Here is a 21,586-nt window from a genome sequence, read left to right on the forward strand (position 1 = left end):
GACGTTGTGCAGCCCGATCTGCTCGTATTCGGACAGAGGGGAATCCATCTCATTCATATTTAATATCCAAATTTTGAAAATTTTTTCCGAATTTTGAATAGTTATTGGTCGAGCCGAACTAGTACATTTAAAGTGGAAAGTATACCAAGCACTTAAGAAAGGGACAGGTGAATTCGCGCAATGTTGAAACGTATTCTTTTTATTTTCATACTATCCGTCATTATGGCTTTCGGGACATTGCCGCTGCAGGCTTCGGCTAGCGTGGCGGGTGACGTGTGGACGAAGCGGGCGCCCTTGCCTACAGGCGAAAATTTAGTAAGCGTCATTTTTGCCAACGGCGCATTCACGGCGGTGGGAGGCAACGGGACGATTCTAACTTCCACAGACGGAACAAGCTGGACACTGCAAACATCCGGTACGTCAAAAATTCTTACCGGTATCAGTTACGGCAACAGCACCTATGTCGCAGTCGGATATGACGGTACGATATTAACGTCAGCCAACGGGGTAAACTGGACGCTGAGTCAATCGACCGGTACAACATCACATTTGATGGGTGTCAGCTTCGGCAACGGCACATTCGTTGCCGTCGGAGCAGGCGGTACTATTGTGACCTCCAGTAACGGTACAAGCTGGACGGCGCAAGCTTCCACATCGGATAAGGCTCTTGGATCTGTCAGCTACGGCAATAACGTGTTTGTTACAGTGGGGGCTTCAAGTACCATACTGTCCTCCGGCGACAACGGTAATACATGGACGCCTCAAACGGGCGGACTAATCGGTGCGACGCAAAATATCAGCTATAGCGGCGGCCTCTTCGCGATTGCAGGGACGGTCGGCAAAATTTCGACTTCCGTCGATGGAGCGAGCTGGACAGCTCAAACTTCTGGAACAACGGATCAATTCCAACGCATAAGTTATGCCAATGACACTTTCTTTGCTTTTACAATCGCTTCCCAGGGCAGTTCAGAGTCAATATGGGTTTCTGGCAATGGAACGACCTGGACGAAGCGGGATTCAAGCGTGAAGAGCCAACTGAACAGTGTCAGCTATGGCAATGGCATTTACGTCGCCGTAGGAGCCAACGGCAGAATTATTACGTCAGCTGACGGCGCGTCTTGGACCATTCGCAACTCGGGTTCTGACGGCGGTAGTAGCAACACTCTTAATGGGGTCGACTACGGCAACAATATGTTTGTAGTAACTGGGAACGGCAATGATATTGCAACTTCCAGCGACGGAATATTCTGGACGAGCCGGAACCTGTTCGCGAACTACACAGCGCCATTTAAGAGCGCTGTATCTGGCAACAACCGTTTAGTTGCGGTTGGTGGCGGCGGCTCCGTCATCACTTCCACCGACAACGGAGTGAGCTGGACTACCTCCGTTTCTAATACTGCAAGTATTTTAAATAGTATCACTTACGGCAATAGCCTGTTCGTTGCAGTTGGACAAAACGGCGTGATTATAACCTCCCCAGACGGGGGGACATGGACGAGCCGAACGTCCGGTACTTCAAGTTATCTATCCAGAGTTATCTACGCCAACAACAAGTTTGTCGCCGTTGGCATCAGCGGCACGATCGTCACTTCCTCTGACGGAGTGTCCTGGACGAGCCAGGTATCCGGCTCCACCACAACACTGTCAAGTATTAGCCACGGCAACGATATATTTGTGGTGAGCGGACAGAACGGCGAGCTCCTAACGTCCGCCAACGGAACGGCATGGACGGTGCAAACGAAACCCGTTAACGCTAATGGAAATAGCCTAACCTTCGGCAACGGCTTTTTTGCCGGGATATTTGGCGTCAACACATGGTATTCCTTTGACGGTATTTCCTGGAAGTCGGGGAATTTGGGTGCAACATCCACACCTTACGGCATTCAATATGCCAACAACGGATTTGTAGTAGTCGGCGAGAAAGGACTCATTCTCCAATCCAATTCATTTTCACTCTACAGTGTAACCTATAACGGCAACGGCAGCACGGGAGGCAGCTTGCCAAGCGTCAGCAAGCCATATTTGGACGGGGATTCGGTATCTGTTCTTGGAAATACGGGCGCTCTGGTCAATGGAGACAATATGTTTGCGGGCTGGAATACGAAGGCCGATGGAACCGGCACGGATTATGCAGCGTCGGGGACCTTTAACATAGACGCGGAGAATGTCACGCTGTATGCCAAATGGAGGAGCTCTTACATAGTAACCTACAACGGTAATAATAGCACGGGAGGCTCCGTACCGATCGACAGTGGCTTGTATGCGCAGGGAGCGCCGGCTACGGTGAAGGGCAACACGGGCAATTTGGTCAGAACCGGTTATGCGTTTGCCGGTTGGAATACGAAGGCTAACGGAACCGGCACGGATTATGCCGCAGATGCGACCTTTAACATCGGTATAGCGGACGTCGTGCTGTATGCGAAGTGGAATAGTACTTACAAAGTAACCTATAACGGCAATAGTAACACGGGAGGAGCCGTACCGGTCGACAGCAGCGCATACGCGCCGGGAGCATCGGTTACGGTGAAGGGCAATACGGGCAATTTGGTGAGAACCGGTTATACGTTTGCCGGTTGGAATACGAAGGCGGACAGAACCGGCACGGATTATGCCGCAGGTGCGGCCTCCAACATCGGTGCAGCGAGCGTCGAGCTTTATGCGAAGTGGAATATCATTAAAGGTGACATCGATGGAGACGGACATGTTACGCCTGCAGATGCGCTTTATGTAACCCAATATGTTCAGGGGAAAATCCAACTGACGAAAACGCAGATGGAAATACTTGATATGGATGGCGATGGTTTAGTAACGGCTAACGATGCCAAGATTATTTTGCAAATTTACATGGGAGGTGGTCAGGGATGAGCGAACGTCTATTTGGCCGCAAGGGACAAGTGACTCGAAGAGCAGTATCGATTCTTCTTATCCTTTGCATGATCTTCTCCTTCGGTTCGTTTGCTAGTGCGGGGCTGCCTGTGCCAGTATCAATTGAAATCGGTAGTGTTTCGGGCGCGCCGAAGGATACTGTGACAGTGGCGGTGTATATGGATTCGGGCGATTATCCTTTCGCGGAATTCGCGATGACTCTCAATTATGATTTAAATGTGTTTGAAGAGGTTCAGGCTGGCGATGTACGCTTCACGTCCATGTTTAGCATGAACCCAAGTGTAACGCCGGGCAAAAATGGAACGACAGGCACGCTTGCGCTTCAAGACCTCAGCCTGATCTCCGAAAAGGAACAAGTATTTTCCATTCAGTTCAAGATCAAAAACTCGGCAGCAGCCGGAAGTTCATCTATTTCAGTTGCTTCCGGAACGGCAACCTATACGCCGACTACGGGGGGGAGTCCGCAGAGCATCTCGGACGCAAATATTACCTCCGGCACATTCACCGTAACCGGAACGTCGGATACGACCACGCCGACCGTAACTCAAGCTACTTATACGGCAATATCGGCGCTGAAACCTCATCTGAAGTTGACTTTTAGCGAAAATGTAAAGGCGGTGGCCGGGAAAAATATGGTTCTCAAGAAGGCGCTGGACGACAGTACAATCGTGACGATCAACGCGGGCGATACGAATCAAGTGAGCGTATCGGGGGCGACGATTTTGATCGATCCTGCCGCCGTGCTGAGCTACGGTACGAATTATTACGTGCTGATCGACAGTGGAGCATTTAAAGATATTGCCAACAATAATTTTGCAGGCTTTGCCGACAAAACAGGCTGGCCGTTTGCAACTGAGGCAGCAGTGCCGCAAACTGTAACAGTCGGTATCGGCAGCGCCTCCGGAAAAGTGGGGGCTGCGGTAGAGGTACCGGTATCAGTCACTGCTGCATCGGCGGGAGTCGGCGCCTATGGAATGCGGATCGATTATGATAAAACCGCCCTTGAAGTAACCGGAATTACAGGACAGCACGACGATCATTTCATGTCGTACTTCAGCAATAAGGACGGCTGGTTGAAAGCGGTTTGGACGGACGCTTCGGGTGGCGATAAGTCGCATGCTGCAGGCAGCGGTATGTTCAAGATCCAATTCAAAATCAAAGACGAAGCGGCAATAGGCGATAAAATATTAACTGTGAGCAGCGAAAGCGATGTGCAGTCGTTCACCTTCACTGACGTGGCGGCGGTTGAAATGATCAAAACGTTGACGGCCGGTAAAGTAACGGTAAGTGCAACGCCGCCTACACTAACGGCAACGACCACTGTGGTAACGGCAGCGCCAAATCCATCGAAACAGGGTATGCCATTAACGCTAACCGCAATAGTAAGCGCAGCTTCCGGCACACCAACGGGCGGCACGGTAGAATTCTTTGAAGGCACAACGTCGCTGGGAACAGTTACCGTAGTTGGCGGCACCGCGAGTTTGGTGACAATACCGCTGAATGGTATGCACACCATAACGGCAACCTACAGCGGAGATACGAATTTTAGCGGCTCGACCAGTGAGCCGTACATCGTGAGCGTCGTTAGAGGTGATAGCAGCGCCGGTGGCACATCACCTTCTCCATCTGCCTCAAGTGCATCGGAGTCCATTCCGACAGGCGTTGATGTACTGGTGAACGGAAAGGCTGAAAATGCCGGAACGGCAACAACGGATACGGTCAACGGACAAACCGTGACAGTTGTAGTCGTCGACCAGGGGAAGCTGGAGGCCAGGCTGGCAGCAGAAGGTCAGGGCGCGGTAATCAGCATCCCGATCAATATACAATCCGATAAAGTGATCGGTGAATTGAACGGTCAAATGGTCAGCAGGATGGAGCAGCAGCAAGCCGTTATCGAAATCAGAACGGACAAAGCTACCTACACCTTGCCGGCAAAGCAGATCGATATTCAGTCCATTTCAGAGCAAGTGGGCAGAACCGTATCGCTTCAGGACATTAAAGTGCGGATTGAAATGGCTGTCCCATCAGCAGATATGATGAAGGTTGTAGCCAGCTCAGCATCTGCGGGAATGTTTGAGATTGTAGTTCCACCGCTTGAATTTACCGTCAAAGCGATTTATGGAGACCTAACAATTGATATAACTCGGTTTCAAGCTTATGTGGAAAGGTCAATTGCGATTCCTGAAGGCGTCGATCCGAATAAAATTACTACAGGCGTTGTGGTCGATCCGGATGGAGCCGTACGTCATGTACCGACCCAGATTGTCAACAGGGATGGCAGGTATTACGCTGTGGTGAACAGTTTGACCAACAGTCTCTATTCGATTGTATGGCATCCGCTGGTATTCAAGGATGTTGCCGATCATTGGGCCAAAGATGCGGTGAATAATATGGGTTCTCGTATGGTTATTAACGGTACTGGCAATGACATCTTTAATCCTGATCAGGATACTACGCGTGCAGAATTTGCTGCGATCATGGTTCGAGGCTTGGGATTGAAGCTGGAGAGAGGGACTTCGTCATTTACGGATGTGCGTGATTCGGATTGGTACAGCAGCGCGGTTCAAACGGCATACTCCTATAAGTTGCTCAGCGGGTTTGAGGATGGCAGCTTCCGCCCGATGGATAAAATTACGCGTGAGCAAGCTATGACGATCATTGCCCGGACTATGGCAGTTTCTGGTCTGAAGGCGAAACTTCCGACAACTGCTGCGGAGCAAAGCCTCGATGCATTTACAGATGGAGTGGATATTGCGGAATGGGCGAAAAGCGATATTGCCGACTGCTTGAAGGCAGGTATCGTGTCAGGCAGAAGTGCTACCGAGCTTGCTCCAAAAGCGTATATTACGAGAGCAGAGGTTGCGTATATTGTCAAGAAGCTATTGCAAAAGTCCGAATTGATCTAGTGAACAAGTGCGGCATCGTAACATACGAACATACTTGACGAAGCAGGCGCATCTGGTTTTGCAATCCGTCGAATAAATTACGAAATGGCATCACAATATGCAGGGTCGAATATGGTCAGCTACACTACCATATTCGGCTTTTTTCTGTATCTGAACAATAACTTACATAGCGGTTTTCCTAGCTGATTGTAAATCGTGTAAAGTGCCCAGTGCCGAGAAGTTTTATCGGGATATATTAAACGATTTCAGATTTGGTTTTGAAAGAAAGAAGGAAGAGAGCGTTTTACGTAATCAAATTAAAATGAAATGGTTGAAAAAAGTATACCTGAAAATGGCTTTTAAGCATTCGATTGATATGGAGTTGAAACAACCAGTTGAATTTTTTATAAACCCAGAATATAAGCAATTTGATTGACCAACACAAAGTTGATGTGCCCGTTAAACTCGAACAATAAAAAGAAAATTTCAAAGCGAATGAATTCGTGTATGATACATAATGTATAAATGAAAGTGCCATTTAATAAAAAACTTGCAGTCTACGTTAACCATTATGTACGACGACTAACCATCTAACCATATAAAATAAACTAAAGAATGAACATGTTCATCCTTATTTTTATGTTCTCATTAAAAGACCTGTGGGGAATGTTCTTGTCATTTATGTAATCAGGTTCTTGTCATCCTGTCGGTTGACAAGAACTTGATCCGATTCTCGACAAGCAGTTAACTGACCTGTAACTTGTTAAATTAACGGGAGTAGTGGTTGAACGGGGATCTATCTATTTGTGACACGGATCTCCGCGTTGTCTGTAACGGCAAGTTCTAGGACCATACTTTGTGGGATGGCCCTTTCTCAACCGAAATCATCTTTGTATGCCGCTGTAAGGTAGAACCCGACAAAGTGCGATAATCACCATCTCGCATAGCTCGATCTTTGATGACTTCCTTGCAATATGGTTCCAGTAAATCTTAGGCTAAAGGGATTGTGGTTATTGTCTTATCCTTAGTTAAACCTGCTGCTCCCAGCAAAAGTGCCCCCGTACATTGAGCCGATTCTTTCGAGGCTTCAATAGCACGAATAGTCCTAAATGATAAAGGAAGAGAAAAGTTCTTGTTAAGATATATGAACTGTTTTACATTGAAGCTATTAAGATCGGTGTTCCGGAGCGTAAGCTGTTTGGTTCTTATGAATAACATCAATCTAATTGAAAGAGGTACATATGCATATTAATCATCAAGCCAAGATACCTAACGATTCCACTAAAACTGCTGATACGAACTCACCGGAAACGGTTGAAATGCAGTCGCGTGGTCTTCGAATATCTGCTGATGCAATCGTACAACGACCGATGAACGTGAATTCGATAAACTCAAATCAATTGTTACAGCTGCAGCGTACGATTGGCAATCGTGCTGTTGGTGAGCTTTTCAAGCAAAATGCCAGCAGGTCTGCTGAAAAATCGGAGACACCGAAAGAGACGCCGATACAGCAGCGAATAAATCAATCAGCTTCAACTCCTTCTATACAAAGAAAAGTGTACATCAAAAATAGAGTATTCAGTGGTTTCAGAAACAAAACGAAAACCAGTCACGGTAGTATAGGTGAGGGTGAGCGAAATGTTAGTAACATGTTGAATGATTTTCCATCCCGATATTTTAATAGTAAAGATGAGATGAAACAGTATGCGGGTAAATCAACTGAAAAAGTGGGTTATATTAGAAAGAAGGGCGCTTGGGTTCGTCTCCCTAATAAGCTGCTTGTGCTTGGTGAAGAGCATGCGGCAGTTAATCTTTCAGATATCACAACAGCAGTAGGTACCGATAAATATATGCACGAAGGCTTCACTGAATATCCAGCAGAGGCTGGAAGTAACCCCGAATTAACGAATGATATGCGAGGACGGGACGCAGTCATTAATCAAAAGTTTAAAGGGGTCGAAGGAGAAAGAAGTCACAGGGCCGAGAGCTTTTATCCGAAAATACTAAGGGCATTAAGTGGAATTAGTGTGGATGAAAAAAACTATCAGATTCAAGGATCTACTGTGGAATTAGCTTATTTGGTAATGGGTATTCATTTTGCTTCAAGTGCAGACAAAGAATCCAATCTCTTTCAAACTTATATGCTTCATAAAGAGATGTGGGATCAAACCGCTACAGCTATTTCGTCGCAGGAAAGTTCAGAAGCCGCAGTCACGCAAGAGATGAGGAAAGAAGCCAGTAGTGCTTTGTTCAAAACCTTTTATCGAGATCTGACTGCCTATGCTGAAGAGAAAATACAACAAGAGCAGGAGTCTGCGCCTGAGAAAGACAAAGCCTCCTTCGAAGACAAATGGCATCTTGCGAGTAAGGATTACAGTGAGGACGGGGAATCACCGATGATGAAGGCAGAGAAGGCAAGAGATTTCTCGATGTTCCAGCATATTAAAAAGGCAAAAAATGAAGGGTACTTGTTATACGGTCTCGGCGAGCTTCACAGGCAGCGTTTAAAGGAATTGCTAGACAAGGAAGGCATTGCTAATAAAAATATTGACACGTTTATTAGTGAGCAGGAAACGAATCATCCTCAAAGATAAAAAAAGCTCACAGCACGGTTGTTTGAACTGTGACCCGGAAGGTAGACACTTTGAAAAAAGTGCCCTCCTTCCGGGTCATTTGCATTTATAATGGAAGTTATCAGAGAAAAGCGAGGTCTAAAATGAGAGATAGTAGCAAGTTCCCAGTGAACCGACATCGCTTTACGGCGCTTGAAATCAGACAGTTAGAAGCAAATCCTAACGTACTACACGGTCAGAAAAGGCGATCACGTATTCACCAGAATTTAAAGTAAAGGCTCTAAAGGGGTATCAGCAAGGGGAAACGCCCAGCATATATTTATAGAAGCCTTGTCGATCATTGGTAATCGTAAGCCCAATGAGTGCTTGAAACGTTGGAGAGCAGCTCACTCAGCATGTGGAGAGAACGGATTTCTAGAGGAACGACACAGTAAAGGGATAGTACCAGCGTAGCTGTCACCAAGGGCAAAGTAGAGACTTCCGGCTTTCATGACCGGAATACAGCTGTATTAGTGTGTCATCGATTCCATGCTTTTTGAGCCGGGTCAACAGAAAATGACGCAGCTTGTGTGGCGACAGGTTTTGAGCAAGTTCAGCTTCATCGCATCAGCGTGCATGGTCAGCAGTTCTTTAAATGACTGAGGGAACGGAACATATGCCACAAAATGTAACAATGAAAGTACCATTTAATAAAAGTCGCTTGTCTGCGCGCATATTTTGAAAGAGACTCATTTTGTCTGGTCAGATAGCGCAGATTAAGCTCTGCCAAAAGATAAGCTCAGCAGCATCCGTTTTCACTTTACGAAGATTAGTTTTTCTAAGACGTACAAAGAATACTTCCAATATGTGTTAATATAAAAGTGGATGTTTCTTTGTTCAAATTCAGAGGAGCAGGCCTTGGTCTCGTTGGAAACTAATAATTGGAGGGCGTTATTGAAATGGCTAAACTAATCTACGCTACTAACGTATCTTTGGACGGTTACATTGAGGACGAGCAAGGCAATATCGATTGGACGATCTCCGATAACGAGATGTATGCGTTCTGGACTGACTTCGAGCGGGCGATCGGCACCTACCTATATGGGCGTCGAATATATGAGTCGATGGTGTACTGGGAGACGGCGAGCGCCGGCGGCGATCAACCGGAGGTAATACGGGATTTCGCGCAGATCTGGCGAGCGGCTGAGAAAATCGTGTATTCCCGGACGCTTGAGGCGGTTTCAAGCGCCAGGACTAGGATCGAGCGCGAATTCGATCCTGATGCGATTCAGAAGATGAAGGAATCTTCAGTTGATGACATTACGATTAACGGCCCCGAGCTTGCTGGACAGGCGATGAGCGAGGGACTGATCGACGAGTGTCATCTGCTTCTTAATCCGATTGTCTTGGGTGGAGGGAAGCGAGCATTGCCGGACAACCTCCGTATGCGGCTAGAGCTGCTCGGTGAGCGCCGCTTCCAATGCGGCGTTGTTCATCTTCACTACCGCGTGATCGTCTGACCGCGACGCTAGAGAGTGAAATCCAGGAGATACGCCTACGGACTTACTATAATCAAGTGAAACTACGGAATCCGGAAGTTATGAGCGGCTTCCATTTTTAAACTAACGGGAGACGTAGGTTCATGTAATCGATGAGACGAAGAGGGGGAAACCGAAATGAAGACGATCAAGCGCATGATGGACCACCTGTACTGGGCGGACGGACGCATCTTGGACGCGCTCGAGGAGAGTGAGACGAAGAACAAGGGCCTTCTGAAGCTGGTTCGGCATGTCGCGGTCGCGGAACGAGTCTGGTTGTCCCGACTGTAGGGCAAGGGCAGCGCGCAATATTCGTTGTGGGAGGAAGCGGAAGACCTGATGGCGATCCGGACGATGTTCGAAGAGAACGCCGAGCAATATCGCGTATATATCGAAAAGCTCGAGGAATCCGAGTTGGACGAGATGGTCGACTATGCGAACCAGAGCGGGGGTCCGTTCCGAACGTCCGTCCGGGACATCCTGTCGCAGGTCCTCTTACATGGGCAATATCACCGGGGACAGATCAATCGGGTACTTCGGATCGAATCGGCAGAGCCCGTCCAAGTCGATTACATCACGTTCTCGAGGCTCTAACGGGGCCTAATAATCACCATCACTCGGAATGGGATTGACTTAATGGAGAACGAGAGTTACATAAATTTACAGGAAGAGTGTGGAAAAAATTGCACTGTGCAATTTTAGATCGGAAGGAGTTCTCAATCCTTTTTGTGGTTGAGATTAATGAGGGCACGGGTAGCAGCACGAAATGTCTATCTTTTTAGGGCTGATTTTTGATTGTATCCTGTGTTAAAATCTCTCTAGTAACGGGAAGGAAGGATGCACATGTTTGTATTCAGTTATTTTAAAGAAGATGACGAGAAGCTGTATCTCGCCTGCAGCGAGGACGGCTACCAGTGGCAAGAGTGGAATGGGGGCAAAGCCATCTTTGGGTCTTCCGTCGGCACAACCCAAATGCGTGATCCATTTATTATCCGAGGAGGTGACGGTATTTATCACCTCGTCTGGACCGACGGATGGCGGAGCCGTAGTATTGGTTACGCACGATCCACAGATCTTTTGAATTGGAAGGACGCGAAGCTGATCCCGGTGATGGAGCATCTCCCACTGACCCAAAACACATGGGCGCCGGAGATGTTCTACGATGAAGGGGTTGAGGCATACCGAGTAATCTGGTCTTCCACCGTCGGCGAAGGACCGCGCAATCATCGGATCTGGTCGGTGACAACAACTGATTTTGAAAAGTTCTCCGAGGCATCACTGTTCTTTGATCCCGGTTACAACGTGATCGATGCCTGCGTTGCGGATCTTGGCGAGTCGTATCTTATGCTCTTCAAGGATGAGCGCGGGGTGAATGAGCCGGGCACCGACTTCAAGGCGATCCGATCCTGCCTGTTCGCCAAGGACGGCAGTGATCGTCCGGAGTTCCATGATACATCCGGACTGCTCACGGCCCCGCTTACCGAAGGACCAACGCTCTATGCGATCGAACGGGAAGGCGCAACGGAGTGGATGATGCTGGTTGACGGTTTCCATGACCACTACTATGGAGCATACCGATCCTATGATCTGAAGACATGGCAGAACGTAAGCGAAGAAGTATCGCTTCCCAAAGGGGTGCGTCACGGGGCAGTCTTCACCAAATAATTCAGCGCTGGACTCCACGGCTCTTTCCTCTGTGAATGAAAGAGCCGTGGAGTCGTTGCGCCTGCCGCATCCTTGCCGCTTGCGGAGAAGCTGCAGAAGTATCTACAGCTGCAGGGCCTGATATCGCTAAATACTGTCATGCTGCTGCAGATTTACACTCAGGAGTCCCCTTTCACCTATTTAAGAGTGAAGAGGGGGTGTAGTAACTGAGCATTATTTATTTGTCTCCGAATGATTATTTTGTTTTTTTACCGAAATATTCGTTAACCAGGTTTTTTTTAATCAGCTCCGCATGTGCCTCATATCTCTTGGTAGTCAGCGCCTTTTCAATTTCATCAAGAAGGGTTAAATTCTTTGCAGATTCAGAAAAATCTTCGCGGAGGTCCTTCCATGATTTATCAGTAGATTTAATAAATGATTTTGAATAACTTAATCTGGGATCACCTTCAAATAAATTCTCATTTAAAATGACATTATGATATTCTAGAATCGTCGTATCTACATTAGTCGCATTGAAGCCCTGACTGTTTTGCTTAAAGTGTCCTATTTCATGAAGTAAATCTCTTGGTCCCTTTCCTTCAATTATAGTAACCAAATCATACTTATGATCATAAGCTGCCCCTCCATAAATGTCCATGTGATCCTCCATCGGCGCTTTCAGCCATTCCTCATCCTTATCCTCGCCCGTGCTGAACTTTTCATAATTATCAGGACACAGTACTTTTCCTATTGGCAACTCATTGAGATCATCTATATTAAACTTATGTATATCGTTTAAAGTTTTGATCTCTTCCGTTAGTTTAGATTTTTTGGGAAGTTCTAATATTCTTACCTTCACGTCTTTTGGAATCTCTAAGATCTCCTTTTGTTTTTCGACTAAATCGGGGTCAATAGCACGTTGAATCACTTTTCCAGTTGATTGAGGCTTTACCGACCGCATGAGTTGAGTAAGAGCTTTATTGCCTATCGTACGCTGCAGTTGCATTACCATGTCATTGGTTGATGGTATCGAATGAGGGTGCCCTTGTTGTTTTCTTGAGCCTCCGTGAGTACCTAATCCAGCATCCTTTATTACATGACGTAATTTGATAACATTCACCTTGCTTTCAGAAAATTGACTTTTAGTTCTCCGGCGGTATCGAGGAGATAATTACAAATTTCGACATAAATTTGGTGTATCCTTCCTTTATTGTTTAGATTTCTTTTAATTATTAGACTCAGGCATCGTATTAATCTCTGTAAATGTTGATACTTGCCCCGCCCGGGAAGGATGGCTGCATTTTGTAACGCATGGGGCGCGGATATGCAAATTGAGGATAATATCCCGTTCACCTTCAAGTACAAGCTTGTTGATGCTGATCGGAATGTCCCTGTCGGCTGCACCACGGGAAATGTCTTGACATAGGCTGCTGGAATCGTCCCTATTGTTTTACAGTCTTGAATCCAATCGTGAACCAGAATGCGTTCTTCCGGTATATCGCCGTCATGGCGGTTGTAGTAGAATTCGATGTTTTCAAAAAGTTCACACGTTGGCTTCTTGCCGAGTCTTGAATTACTCTAAATGAATGAGTTCTACGGGTCAGCACTATGCAATTGATCCAGGAATACCATTTTCCCTTCCAGAAGACGCGCTGGCTAAGATCATACTCCCCGTCGCATCGAAAAAAACGCAAATTTTGTCTGTATACTGCCATTCTGGGGGCTTGCTATAATTGTGAAGGAAGAGGACGTCAACAGAAATGCTCTAATGAACTGGTGGGAGAGCGACAACATTCGCCTCATTCAAAATAACTTTAGAGAGATAGTCGGCACGAGCTACGTTGACCATGCAATCGAGGCGCTACGGGATACAATACGGCGGTGTCTAAACAGAGGCACAGATTCGTTTGCATAAAAGCATCACCATCAGCTCTGGGCTCGATTTCAGGATCATCGGGGGCATTAAAGAGGGACCCGGACCGCGACAACTACGATCCGGTACGGGAGATGTTTGTTTCCATCGGGAGAGCGAACGGTAGCAATTGGACAGTATCAGTTACATTTCTCCTTAAAAATAGTGTAATAAATTGCATTGAATAGCAGATCAGGCAAAGGGTGATTACTGTGAATCAGAACGATTGGTTGAAACGTGCTATGGAACGCAAGCAGAGCGGATATATCCACCAGTATTATGAGCTGGAGAAGTTAATTAAATTATCCCTGGAGAAGAGGGATATCAATTTAATGCGGGTTGTAATGAACAAGTATAAAATATCTCCTCCACCGGACCGTATGTCTAAGCAGGAAGCTATTTTCAATGACCGCGCCAATGCAATTCGCATAATTGATACCGCCATACGAATTTCCATTAATTGTAATGTAAATAGTGAACAAGCCTTCTCGTTAGGTGAAGTAATAATAGCGGATATTAGCAGAGTGACCGACCGCATCAAACTAATCGATTATCTCGACAATGCAATACAATTGTTTATCCGGATCATCAAAGAGGCGGAGAATCATGCTTATTCTCTTCACGTGGAGAGATGTATCCGCTACATCCAACAGCATATTTTTGATGAACTGAAAGTGAAAAATATTGCCGTCCAACAGCAAATAAGTCCCGATTATTTGTCGAATCTGTTTTATTCTGATACTGGCATTAACCTTTCGACGTTTATCCATAAGCAAAAGATTAAAGAAGCTCAACTCCTGTTTTCTTATTGCCCTTCTTATTCAATCAACGATGTAGCGACCATGTTATCTTTTAAGCATGTCAGTCATTTCTCAACATTATTCAAGAAGTATACCGGGCTCACACCCAGAGAATATAAAATCCAAATAAATTCGGCTTCTTTCGAAAACAGAGGTGCCGTTAGATAAGGGCAAACGTGTCCTGGGAGTAGGACCACTTAGAACGTATCCGCTTCCGGATCCTTTTTATTGAAAAATTACATATGAATCCATAAAGTAAGTACGGTTTTATATAAATGTTTTCAAATTGATGATGCTAGAATAAATATACAATCGATTGATTGATAACGTTTAAGAACTGCTTGAAAATCAATTTCAGAGAGGTGATTGAGATGATCTCACACAGATTATGGTGGCAAATGCCGCTTCGCATCATACAGTTTAACCTGCAATTGAAGGACGCCCCTTTGATGGACGCGGAAAAAATCGCGTGCGAATCGGAAGAGATGGGCGCCAATGTAATTACGATTAACGCCGGCGGCATTGCGGCATGGTATCCAAGCAAAGTGAAGTTCCATCATGTCAATGAATATATGCCGGATGGAAGGGATATTTTGCGTGAAATTTTGGATGCATGCCATGCTCGGAATATCAAGGTGATTGCCAGATTTGATTTTGCAATGGCCGAGGATTATATCTATCATCAGAACCCTCAATGGTTTGCACGCAAACCGGACGGATCCCTCATTTCACGGGGCAATGACCGTCCCGGTCTGTGGCGGAGGCTATACCTTACCTGCATAAATAACGGTTTTCAAAATGAGGAAGTAGGCCTCGCTGTTATTAACGAAATATTGGACAACTACAACGACGTTGATGGGATTTTTTGGAATGGTGGCTACTCTACGCCGTGTTGGTGTGGAGTGTGCCAAGAAAAATACCTAAAGAAATATGGAAAACAAATTCCGGAACATGCTTCTGATTTTGAGTCTGATTGGTTAGCCTCCTGCAACACTGAGTGTACGCAGAAATATTGGGATCTGATGCGCACAAAGGCTCCAGACAAGCTTTTTACACGCTATTATTTTCCTTTTAAACTCGATTTAGGATCCAATATGACCCTGCCAGCAGATAATATCAATGAGCGTAGCAAAACGGGGAACATGCTTTGTACCGAAGCGCAGGACGTGCTTTCTCTGGGACAAAAGAACCTCCCTGAATGGAGCGAGCCGGCTATTCGCATGAAGATGGGGCGGACTATAGAGGGGCTGCCTTCTCCTATCGGTATTATCCATACCTGCCCGGGGATGGATTGGCGGCATGTAGGGTTACCGGTACCAGAATTCCTCTATTGGTCCGCGCAGGTTAAGGCAAACGGCGGGGCGCATTGGTCCACTCTTACGGGATTTTGCGATACAATTGAAGACAAGCGAATCCTGGATGGCGTTACCCAGCTCAATCGGATGATCAAAAAGGTAGAAGATGATATGGATGAGGCAAAGTGCGTATCACAAGTGCTGCTGCTCTGTGACGACGGGACATACGTCCAGGGCTGGGCTGACGGACTTCTCAGCAACCATATTGAATTCGATATGATGGCACATTATCAATTTGACCTTGAGAAAATGAAACGATATCCTGTTGTAGTCATTCCTAAAGGTTTCGCTTTTCCTGAAGAGGCAGGCAGACTGTTTGAGGAATATGTGGCCGGAGGCGGTCATTTGGTTGTCGAAGGCACTTCCGGGACTGAACTCAGTCCCATCCTCCACCTGCTCGGAGTTAAAGGGCAAGTAGTCTGCAGCGAGCAAATGGTGGCAACTTATCAGCGTATTGAGCCCGCGGGCAACGTTCTGCGTACCAGACTCGGGGAAACTAACCTCGTTCCGCTTCGCGGTAGAATAGGGTTATGTGTTCCGAAATCGGATGTTGAGATTTATGCAACCTGGGTTCCCCCTTTTGCCCCTGCGGATTCTGTTGGTGCGCCGCCGGAGCGAGCCAGTCTGCCGGCTGCCCAGACGCAGGTTCCCTTATGTTTGATAAGTAAATTCAAAAACGGGAAGGTCATGTACCTACCCTATGAGCCTGGGCGATTGTTTAAAGAATATGGGATCGACGACTTCTGTTTATTAATCGGAGCCTATATTGACATCATGCTGGGGGAAAAGAAACAATTGGAAGTTGATGCCCCCCATGGTGTTCAGATTAGCGCCTTTAAGAAAGACAACCTCTATTTGCTGCATTTCGTCAATGGAGTTGGACAGCGGCCGCTTAAGGAGAACATCCCTTGCCATAACATCAAATTTTCGTTGAAGTTGGAGTCCAATCAGCAGGTAAAAGATGTTTCAGCCCGCATATCGGGTCAAGTTGTTTCCTATGAAGTTAGTAACGGCATTTTGACGGTAAAGCTTGCAGAGTTAGGTGTATGGGATATGGTTCGCGTAGAGTTGATACCTTAGGACAAGGAAGGACAGAAGGCCGTTCTTTAGTTATAAGGCCTTCTTACTAACCCATCCTTACAGAAAGATGGATGATCGAGTAATGGGCCAGATACTTTTTTGAAGGTATCCTTAGTAGAACTGTTACAGTCTGTCAAAAATGATAAACATGCTATCCATTTCTACACTCACGATCTGCAAATTGCAAGCCATAGGCTAAAAATTTTTGGCATTATGTTTTGCAGATTAACTCATATTCGCATTCACAACAGTCATCGGTTACGGCTCCACGCCTCCAACTCTCCACGCGGCATGCCAGACTAAGTCTTCCTGCATACGAACTTGGAGGGAAAGCTGTGTTTGATAAACTTGAATGGTTCTTTTTTGGGTCAGCAATCGGCAAATTAATAACGGTATTATTGTTTTCTTTGACTGGGGCTTTGTTTTTATTGACTGTAGTTTGGATGGTATTTGGTGTTGTTGAAGGTTTCGATTTCTTATTTTCTGTTCCGTGTATTTCCGCTTGTATAGCATTACTCGTCTTAACTGAGACGGTGACGATCCTTCTTTTAATCAAAATTGCTCGGGAGTATCTGTAAGTACTTTTACGTCGTTAATGTAGGTGAATTTTATCAAATCGGCCGTGCCGATGATTTTGACGTGGTAGGGTTTAACGCCTGACCGCGAGAGTTCACTGTCTTTTGATCCCTTATAGATGGAAATTGCACTGCGCATAGATTGCATCGAAGGGTAGAGATTACGCCGATGGTTTTTCGTGCGCTTAATTTACAGGAAGAGCCTGCAGAACAAATTTTCTATGATGTTACTCAGGACAATTGGTTTGGCTCGGTTGTAAACATTGCTGCTAAGATATGAGGTAGTGGAAGGAGTCGCGGTTACTTAAAGGGGAGTATTTCTTTGTCAAAGAAGAATGAGTATAACGCTATAGAGAAATTAGCGATCATAGATGAACTGGCTGCAGGTAGAGGCACTCGGGAGGAGGTAGCCCGCAATGATTACTTTTGTATCGCTTCACTTGCTTGTATTTGCTAATAAAATCAGGCGCTCAAGGGAGACTGCTGCAAAAGTCGAGAATCTCAAAAAACAAAGATTTTTTGGGGACTAATATGCCTCCAATAACGCGAAACGAGCCTTAGAAGCGATTCTGGAGGCTCGTTTTTTGTTGACTGTTTTGTTGTTCTGTAAAAATTGGACTTTTGCAGCGGTCTCTCAAGGAGTACTCTTTTTTTATAAATAAAGTTAGACTGACGTAGAGATTAAGATCCAGCACTCAAATTCCGATATATAAAGACGAGCTTAAAATCGCATCGAAGGCACCAAAACCAAATATCATGATTAGAATAGGGGACAAGGACAACATGAAAAAAACTATACGATTAATACTGATGGCTGCTAGTTTTAGTTTTGTCATTCAGAATCCTGCTACTACACACGCTGCTGAGAATAAAATTACAGTAGTTATAGATGGCAAGACTCAAAACTATGAACAAGCACCAACCCTTATTGAAAATTTGACTTTTGTTCCAATGCGAGCAATATTCGAAGTACTGGGTGCTACAGTTTTATGGGATGATAGTACAAGAACGGTCAATGCAAAGAAAAACGATATAGAGCTTCAACTGTCGATAGGATCCTCTAAGGCAAAAGTGAACGGAAGTCAGGTCGCATTAGAAGTAGCACCACAGTTAGTTAATGGATATACCATGATTCCTCTTCGATTCGTTGGAGAGGCTTTGAACGCGAAAGTGAATTGGGAGGATACGACCCAAACTGTCATGATAAGCAGTAACGCAAAACCAACCGCTAACAATATCATCAAACCTAATGCCGACACCCCCATGGAAAAAGTAAGCGGTGACGATTCAGTTGGTAAAGAAGCCGCCGACAAAGTAAAAGATACAAGAGGCCAAGCTACAGAAAAAGGAGCTAATGATACGGCGACTACTCCTGTTAAAAACAATACAGCGGGTAAACCTACAACCGGCAGCGCGACAAATGTTGAACAAGATAAAGTAAAAACAGCTGATCTTTCAACGATAACAGAAATCTTAAAAAACATTATCATATATCCAAAAGATAATTATGATACAAATGAAGCTGCTCAAATGGTGGAACGAATTTCTCGTTTTGGAATAGATGTTCTGAAGGCTCTAGACAATAGCAAAGAGAAAGGGGATTCAGCCAAGAGGGTGGGAGGGTACCGGCAAAACATGGGATGATATTCCTGGGTCTGGTGGATTCCCCGTGGTCGTTCGTATTGGGTATAGTAATCCTGGCATTAACAACGGTCATAATGCAATTAATTTAGAGCTTCATGAAACATCCCATGCAATCGATACTTATGTGTTTAAAAATGTTTCCAAGTCGGATGATTTCAAGAAAATATGGAAGAAGGAAGTGACAAAGGTTTTTGGACAGAATCCATACTTTACAAATAACCCCGAAGAATACTTTGCTGAAGCTTTCGCCATGTATCATTTTAATGATCAATCGAAAAAGGAACTCAAAAATAAAGCCCCTCTAACGTTTAAATTTATTCAGGACCTAATCAGCAAGCTTGGCGGCAAAAACGATCTTTCGGATGGGTAAGCTGCGGGAACGCTCAAACAGGTACAGTTCTTGGCTCAAGCTGTAAATGATGGCCAAGCGCATTCCTCGGTAGTTAATGTATGAAAATGGATAATTTGATACACATGTATTGCTTGACGTTAAACGGGCAGGATAGTTCAATTGTTTCTCGAATATTTTCTGAGTTGGATAATTTTATAAACTTTGTGAATATAACGTTATGTGAAATCACAGTGTGATATTTAATGAAAGCATCTAAAGGAGGCCTGTATGAAGACAATTATCTATATGGTTAGGCATGGAGAATCACCATACAATGAAGGAAATGAGAGAACAAGAGGGCTTACCCCAAAAGGAAAGATCGATATTGAAGAAGTAACGAAGTTACTTCTAGGTGAAGGAATAGACATGATTATATCAAGTCCTTATACTCGAGCAATTCTTAGTGTTGAGGGATTGGCCGAACACTTAAAGTTAGATATTAAAGTATTTGAAGATCTTAGAGAACGTCATTTTGCATCTTATATGATTGAAAATGCAGAGTTAATGTCTAGTATCAGAGAGAGTTTTAATGACCCTAATTATACCTTGTCGGGTGGAGAGTCTAATGCTGATTGTCAGAAAAGAGCAATCTCAGTTCTAAAACCCATATTAATAGAGCACAGAGGGAAGAAAATAGCAATCGGAACTCATGGTCTTGTAATGACTTTGATGATGAATCATTTTGATCCAGCTTTTGGCTTGGAGTTTTTGAACCAATTAAAGAAACCAGATATCTATAAAATGCAATTCGAGGACTTAGAATTAGAAGAAGTAACAAGAATGTGGAATGATTAAATTTTATAAGGTTTATCGAAGAGGGGATTTATTAAATGAAAAGAGTAGATGTTGCCTACGTGCTTCTCTTTGATGGGCAAGGGGAGAATGTATTGATGGTCAAAAACAAGAGTATGAAATCTTCTTACTATACACTTTCTGGTGGAACAGTAGAAGAGGGAGAAACACTTGAAGAAGCTGCTATTCGTGAGGTAAAAGAAGAAACGGGCTTAGAGGTTGAATTAAATGGTATTTTCAGTGTGAGTGAAGCGTTTTTTGTAGATAGGGAACATCATACAATTTTCTTTACCTTTAGAGGGAATGTAATTGGTGGAGAAATAAATATCTCATTTCCAGAAGAAATTGAGGAAGTTACTTGGATGAAACCTCAAAGAGCAGAAGAATACATACATATACCAAGTGAGTTAAAGGGATTAATAATTGGTAAATCAATAGCACCATATGTACTCAGAGGAACTATTAATCACAATTCTTAATACAGTTTGTTGAAGTAACGAAGAACTATAGTCGAGGGGCTTGCTTTGGGCAGCTCTTTTTTTGTTTATTAAAGTAACGGGCAGCGGTTAGTTTAATGATCAAAAATAATAAGCAGGAGATAATATCGTAACTCCGATTAGAAAAGCGTATCTACGTAATTTTATTACTTAAAAACGATCTTATTATGGTAATTACGAATTGAATTTCGTAAAATAAAAGTTAATAGGACATATCCGAAAACCAAATTTCACATTTTACTATACTGTGACAAGATGTTAATCGTTTGGAAGGAATTAGAAATTTCTGATAGAATAAATATGAAGATGATCAGGTAATAAATTTGTACACATAAGGAGATAAAACTATGGCAAAAAACAAATTACTAAGAATGGACAATGTTGGCATCGTTGTAGAATCCCTTGATGACGCAATCTCTTTCTTCGAGGAGATTGGCTTGAAGCTCGAAGGGCGAGCTACTGTCGAAGGTGAATGGGCTGGTCGTGTAACCGGGCTGGGTTCACAGTGTGTAGAGATTGCTATGATGGTTACCCCAGATGGCCACAGCCGAATTGAACTTTCGCGATTTCTCACCCCACCTACTATATCAGATCACCGAACTGCTCCTGTAAATGCCCTCGGTTATCTACGCGTCATGTTCACCGTTGAAGACATTGACGAAATGGTATCCAGACTCACTAAGCATGGTGCTCAGCTTGTTGGCGAAGTGGTTCAGTACGAGGACTCGTATCGGCTCTGCTACATTCGTGGAAATGAAGGACTTCTAATCGGTTTGGCGGAACAACTCCGTAATAAATAAGTGACTGCCGGGACACATCCGCACCGACTAACCGCATCGCGGCCGTCAGCAAGCTGCCTTAACTCGGTGGGACTTCCTGATGCATGAACTTTAACGGAAATCAATGCAAAAAACAAATTAAAGGGACTCAACTAACGGGTACGAGAGTGCAGGAATTGCTTGTAGCGAACCCTTTTTTTCCGTTGAAGTAACGGGCAGTTAAGCGTAGTTTCATATTAATGAGTGGTAACAAATC

General features: G+C 44.8%; 18 protein-coding genes. 16 read left to right on the forward strand and 2 right to left on the reverse strand.

The window, feature by feature from the left end; all coding sequences use genetic code 11:
- Positions 1–180: 180 nt before the first annotated feature.
- From OB236_RS12065 to OB236_RS12075, 3 genes are all read left to right on the forward strand, one after another.
- The gene (locus tag OB236_RS12065; RefSeq protein ID WP_262684224.1) at positions 181–2,865 is read left to right on the forward strand and encodes an InlB B-repeat-containing protein; all 2,685 of its coding nucleotides are present in this window, start codon (positions 181–183) and stop codon (positions 2,863–2,865) included.
- Entirely contained in the window at positions 2,862–5,792 is a 2,931-nt protein-coding gene (locus OB236_RS12070; RefSeq protein ID WP_262684225.1) for an S-layer homology domain-containing protein, read from the forward strand. Before OB236_RS12065 ends, OB236_RS12070 begins: the two co-directional genes overlap by 4 nt.
- Before the next feature lie 1,220 nt (positions 5,793–7,012).
- Positions 7,013–8,365, forward strand: a complete 1,353-nt coding sequence (locus tag OB236_RS12075) for a hypothetical protein (RefSeq protein WP_262684226.1) — start codon at positions 7,013–7,015, stop codon at positions 8,363–8,365.
- 435 nt (positions 8,366–8,800) lie between these two features.
- On the opposite strand, the gene OB236_RS40060 is transcribed toward OB236_RS12075, so the two are convergent.
- Positions 8,801–8,893 (reverse strand): hypothetical protein, encoded by a 93-nt coding sequence (locus OB236_RS40060; protein WP_408638449.1) that lies wholly within the window; start codon positions 8,891–8,893, stop codon positions 8,801–8,803.
- A gap of 389 nt (positions 8,894–9,282) precedes the next feature.
- Here OB236_RS40060 and OB236_RS12080 point away from each other — a divergent pair, with 389 nt between their 5' ends.
- From OB236_RS12080 to OB236_RS12095, 4 genes are all read left to right on the forward strand, one after another.
- Positions 9,283–9,843: a dihydrofolate reductase family protein gene (locus OB236_RS12080; protein WP_262684227.1), complete on the forward strand. Its 561-nt coding sequence runs from the start codon at positions 9,283–9,285 to the stop codon at positions 9,841–9,843.
- A 156-nt stretch (positions 9,844–9,999) separates the two neighbouring features.
- Positions 10,000–10,152: a hypothetical protein gene (locus tag OB236_RS12085; protein ID WP_262684228.1), complete on the forward strand. Its 153-nt coding sequence runs from the start codon at positions 10,000–10,002 to the stop codon at positions 10,150–10,152.
- A 24-nt stretch (positions 10,153–10,176) separates the two neighbouring features.
- A complete protein-coding gene (locus OB236_RS12090) occupies positions 10,177–10,455 on the forward strand; it encodes a DinB family protein (RefSeq protein ID WP_262684229.1) in 279 nt (92 codons plus the stop codon).
- A gap of 249 nt (positions 10,456–10,704) precedes the next feature.
- The gene (locus tag OB236_RS12095) at positions 10,705–11,526 is read left to right on the forward strand and encodes a glycoside hydrolase family 43 protein (protein WP_262684230.1); all 822 of its coding nucleotides are present in this window, start codon (positions 10,705–10,707) and stop codon (positions 11,524–11,526) included.
- Positions 11,527–11,761: 235 nt separating this feature from the next.
- Here OB236_RS12095 and OB236_RS12100 read toward each other — a convergent pair whose 3' ends face one another.
- Positions 11,762–12,625: a hypothetical protein gene (locus OB236_RS12100; protein WP_262684231.1), complete on the reverse strand. Its 864-nt coding sequence runs from the start codon at positions 12,623–12,625 to the stop codon at positions 11,762–11,764.
- A 1,004-nt stretch (positions 12,626–13,629) separates the two neighbouring features.
- On the opposite strand from OB236_RS12100, the gene OB236_RS12105 reads away from it, so the two are divergent.
- The 9 genes from OB236_RS12105 to OB236_RS12145 all read left to right on the forward strand — a co-directional run bounded on the left by OB236_RS12105 (position 13,630) and on the right by OB236_RS12145 (position 21,351).
- Complete coding sequence (locus tag OB236_RS12105) at positions 13,630–14,385, forward strand: helix-turn-helix domain-containing protein (protein ID WP_262684232.1); 756 nt, start codon at positions 13,630–13,632, stop codon at positions 14,383–14,385.
- Positions 14,386–14,588: 203 nt separating this feature from the next.
- A complete protein-coding gene (locus OB236_RS12110) occupies positions 14,589–16,652 on the forward strand; it encodes an alpha-amylase family protein (RefSeq protein ID WP_262684233.1) in 2,064 nt (687 codons plus the stop codon).
- A 335-nt stretch (positions 16,653–16,987) separates the two neighbouring features.
- A complete protein-coding gene (locus OB236_RS12115; protein WP_262684234.1) occupies positions 16,988–17,230 on the forward strand; it encodes a hypothetical protein in 243 nt (80 codons plus the stop codon).
- A gap of 319 nt (positions 17,231–17,549) precedes the next feature.
- Positions 17,550–17,684, forward strand: a complete 135-nt coding sequence (locus OB236_RS12120; protein WP_262684235.1) for a hypothetical protein — start codon at positions 17,550–17,552, stop codon at positions 17,682–17,684.
- Between the two features lie 326 nt (positions 17,685–18,010).
- Entirely contained in the window at positions 18,011–18,871 is an 861-nt protein-coding gene (locus OB236_RS12125; protein ID WP_262684236.1) for a stalk domain-containing protein, read from the forward strand.
- Between the two features lies 1 nt (position 18,872).
- Positions 18,873–19,241, forward strand: a complete 369-nt coding sequence (locus OB236_RS12130; protein WP_332843730.1) for an anthrax toxin lethal factor-related metalloendopeptidase — start codon at positions 18,873–18,875, stop codon at positions 19,239–19,241.
- A gap of 249 nt (positions 19,242–19,490) precedes the next feature.
- On the forward strand, positions 19,491–20,057 hold the full coding sequence (locus tag OB236_RS12135; protein WP_262684238.1) for a histidine phosphatase family protein: 567 nt from the start codon (positions 19,491–19,493) through the stop codon (positions 20,055–20,057).
- Between the two features lie 35 nt (positions 20,058–20,092).
- On the forward strand, positions 20,093–20,533 hold the full coding sequence (locus tag OB236_RS12140) for an NUDIX hydrolase (protein ID WP_262684239.1): 441 nt from the start codon (positions 20,093–20,095) through the stop codon (positions 20,531–20,533).
- A 365-nt stretch (positions 20,534–20,898) separates the two neighbouring features.
- Complete coding sequence (locus tag OB236_RS12145; protein ID WP_262684240.1) at positions 20,899–21,351, forward strand: VOC family protein; 453 nt, start codon at positions 20,899–20,901, stop codon at positions 21,349–21,351.
- Positions 21,352–21,586 lie beyond the last annotated feature (235 nt).

It is taken from the genome of Paenibacillus baimaensis (assembly GCF_025567575.1).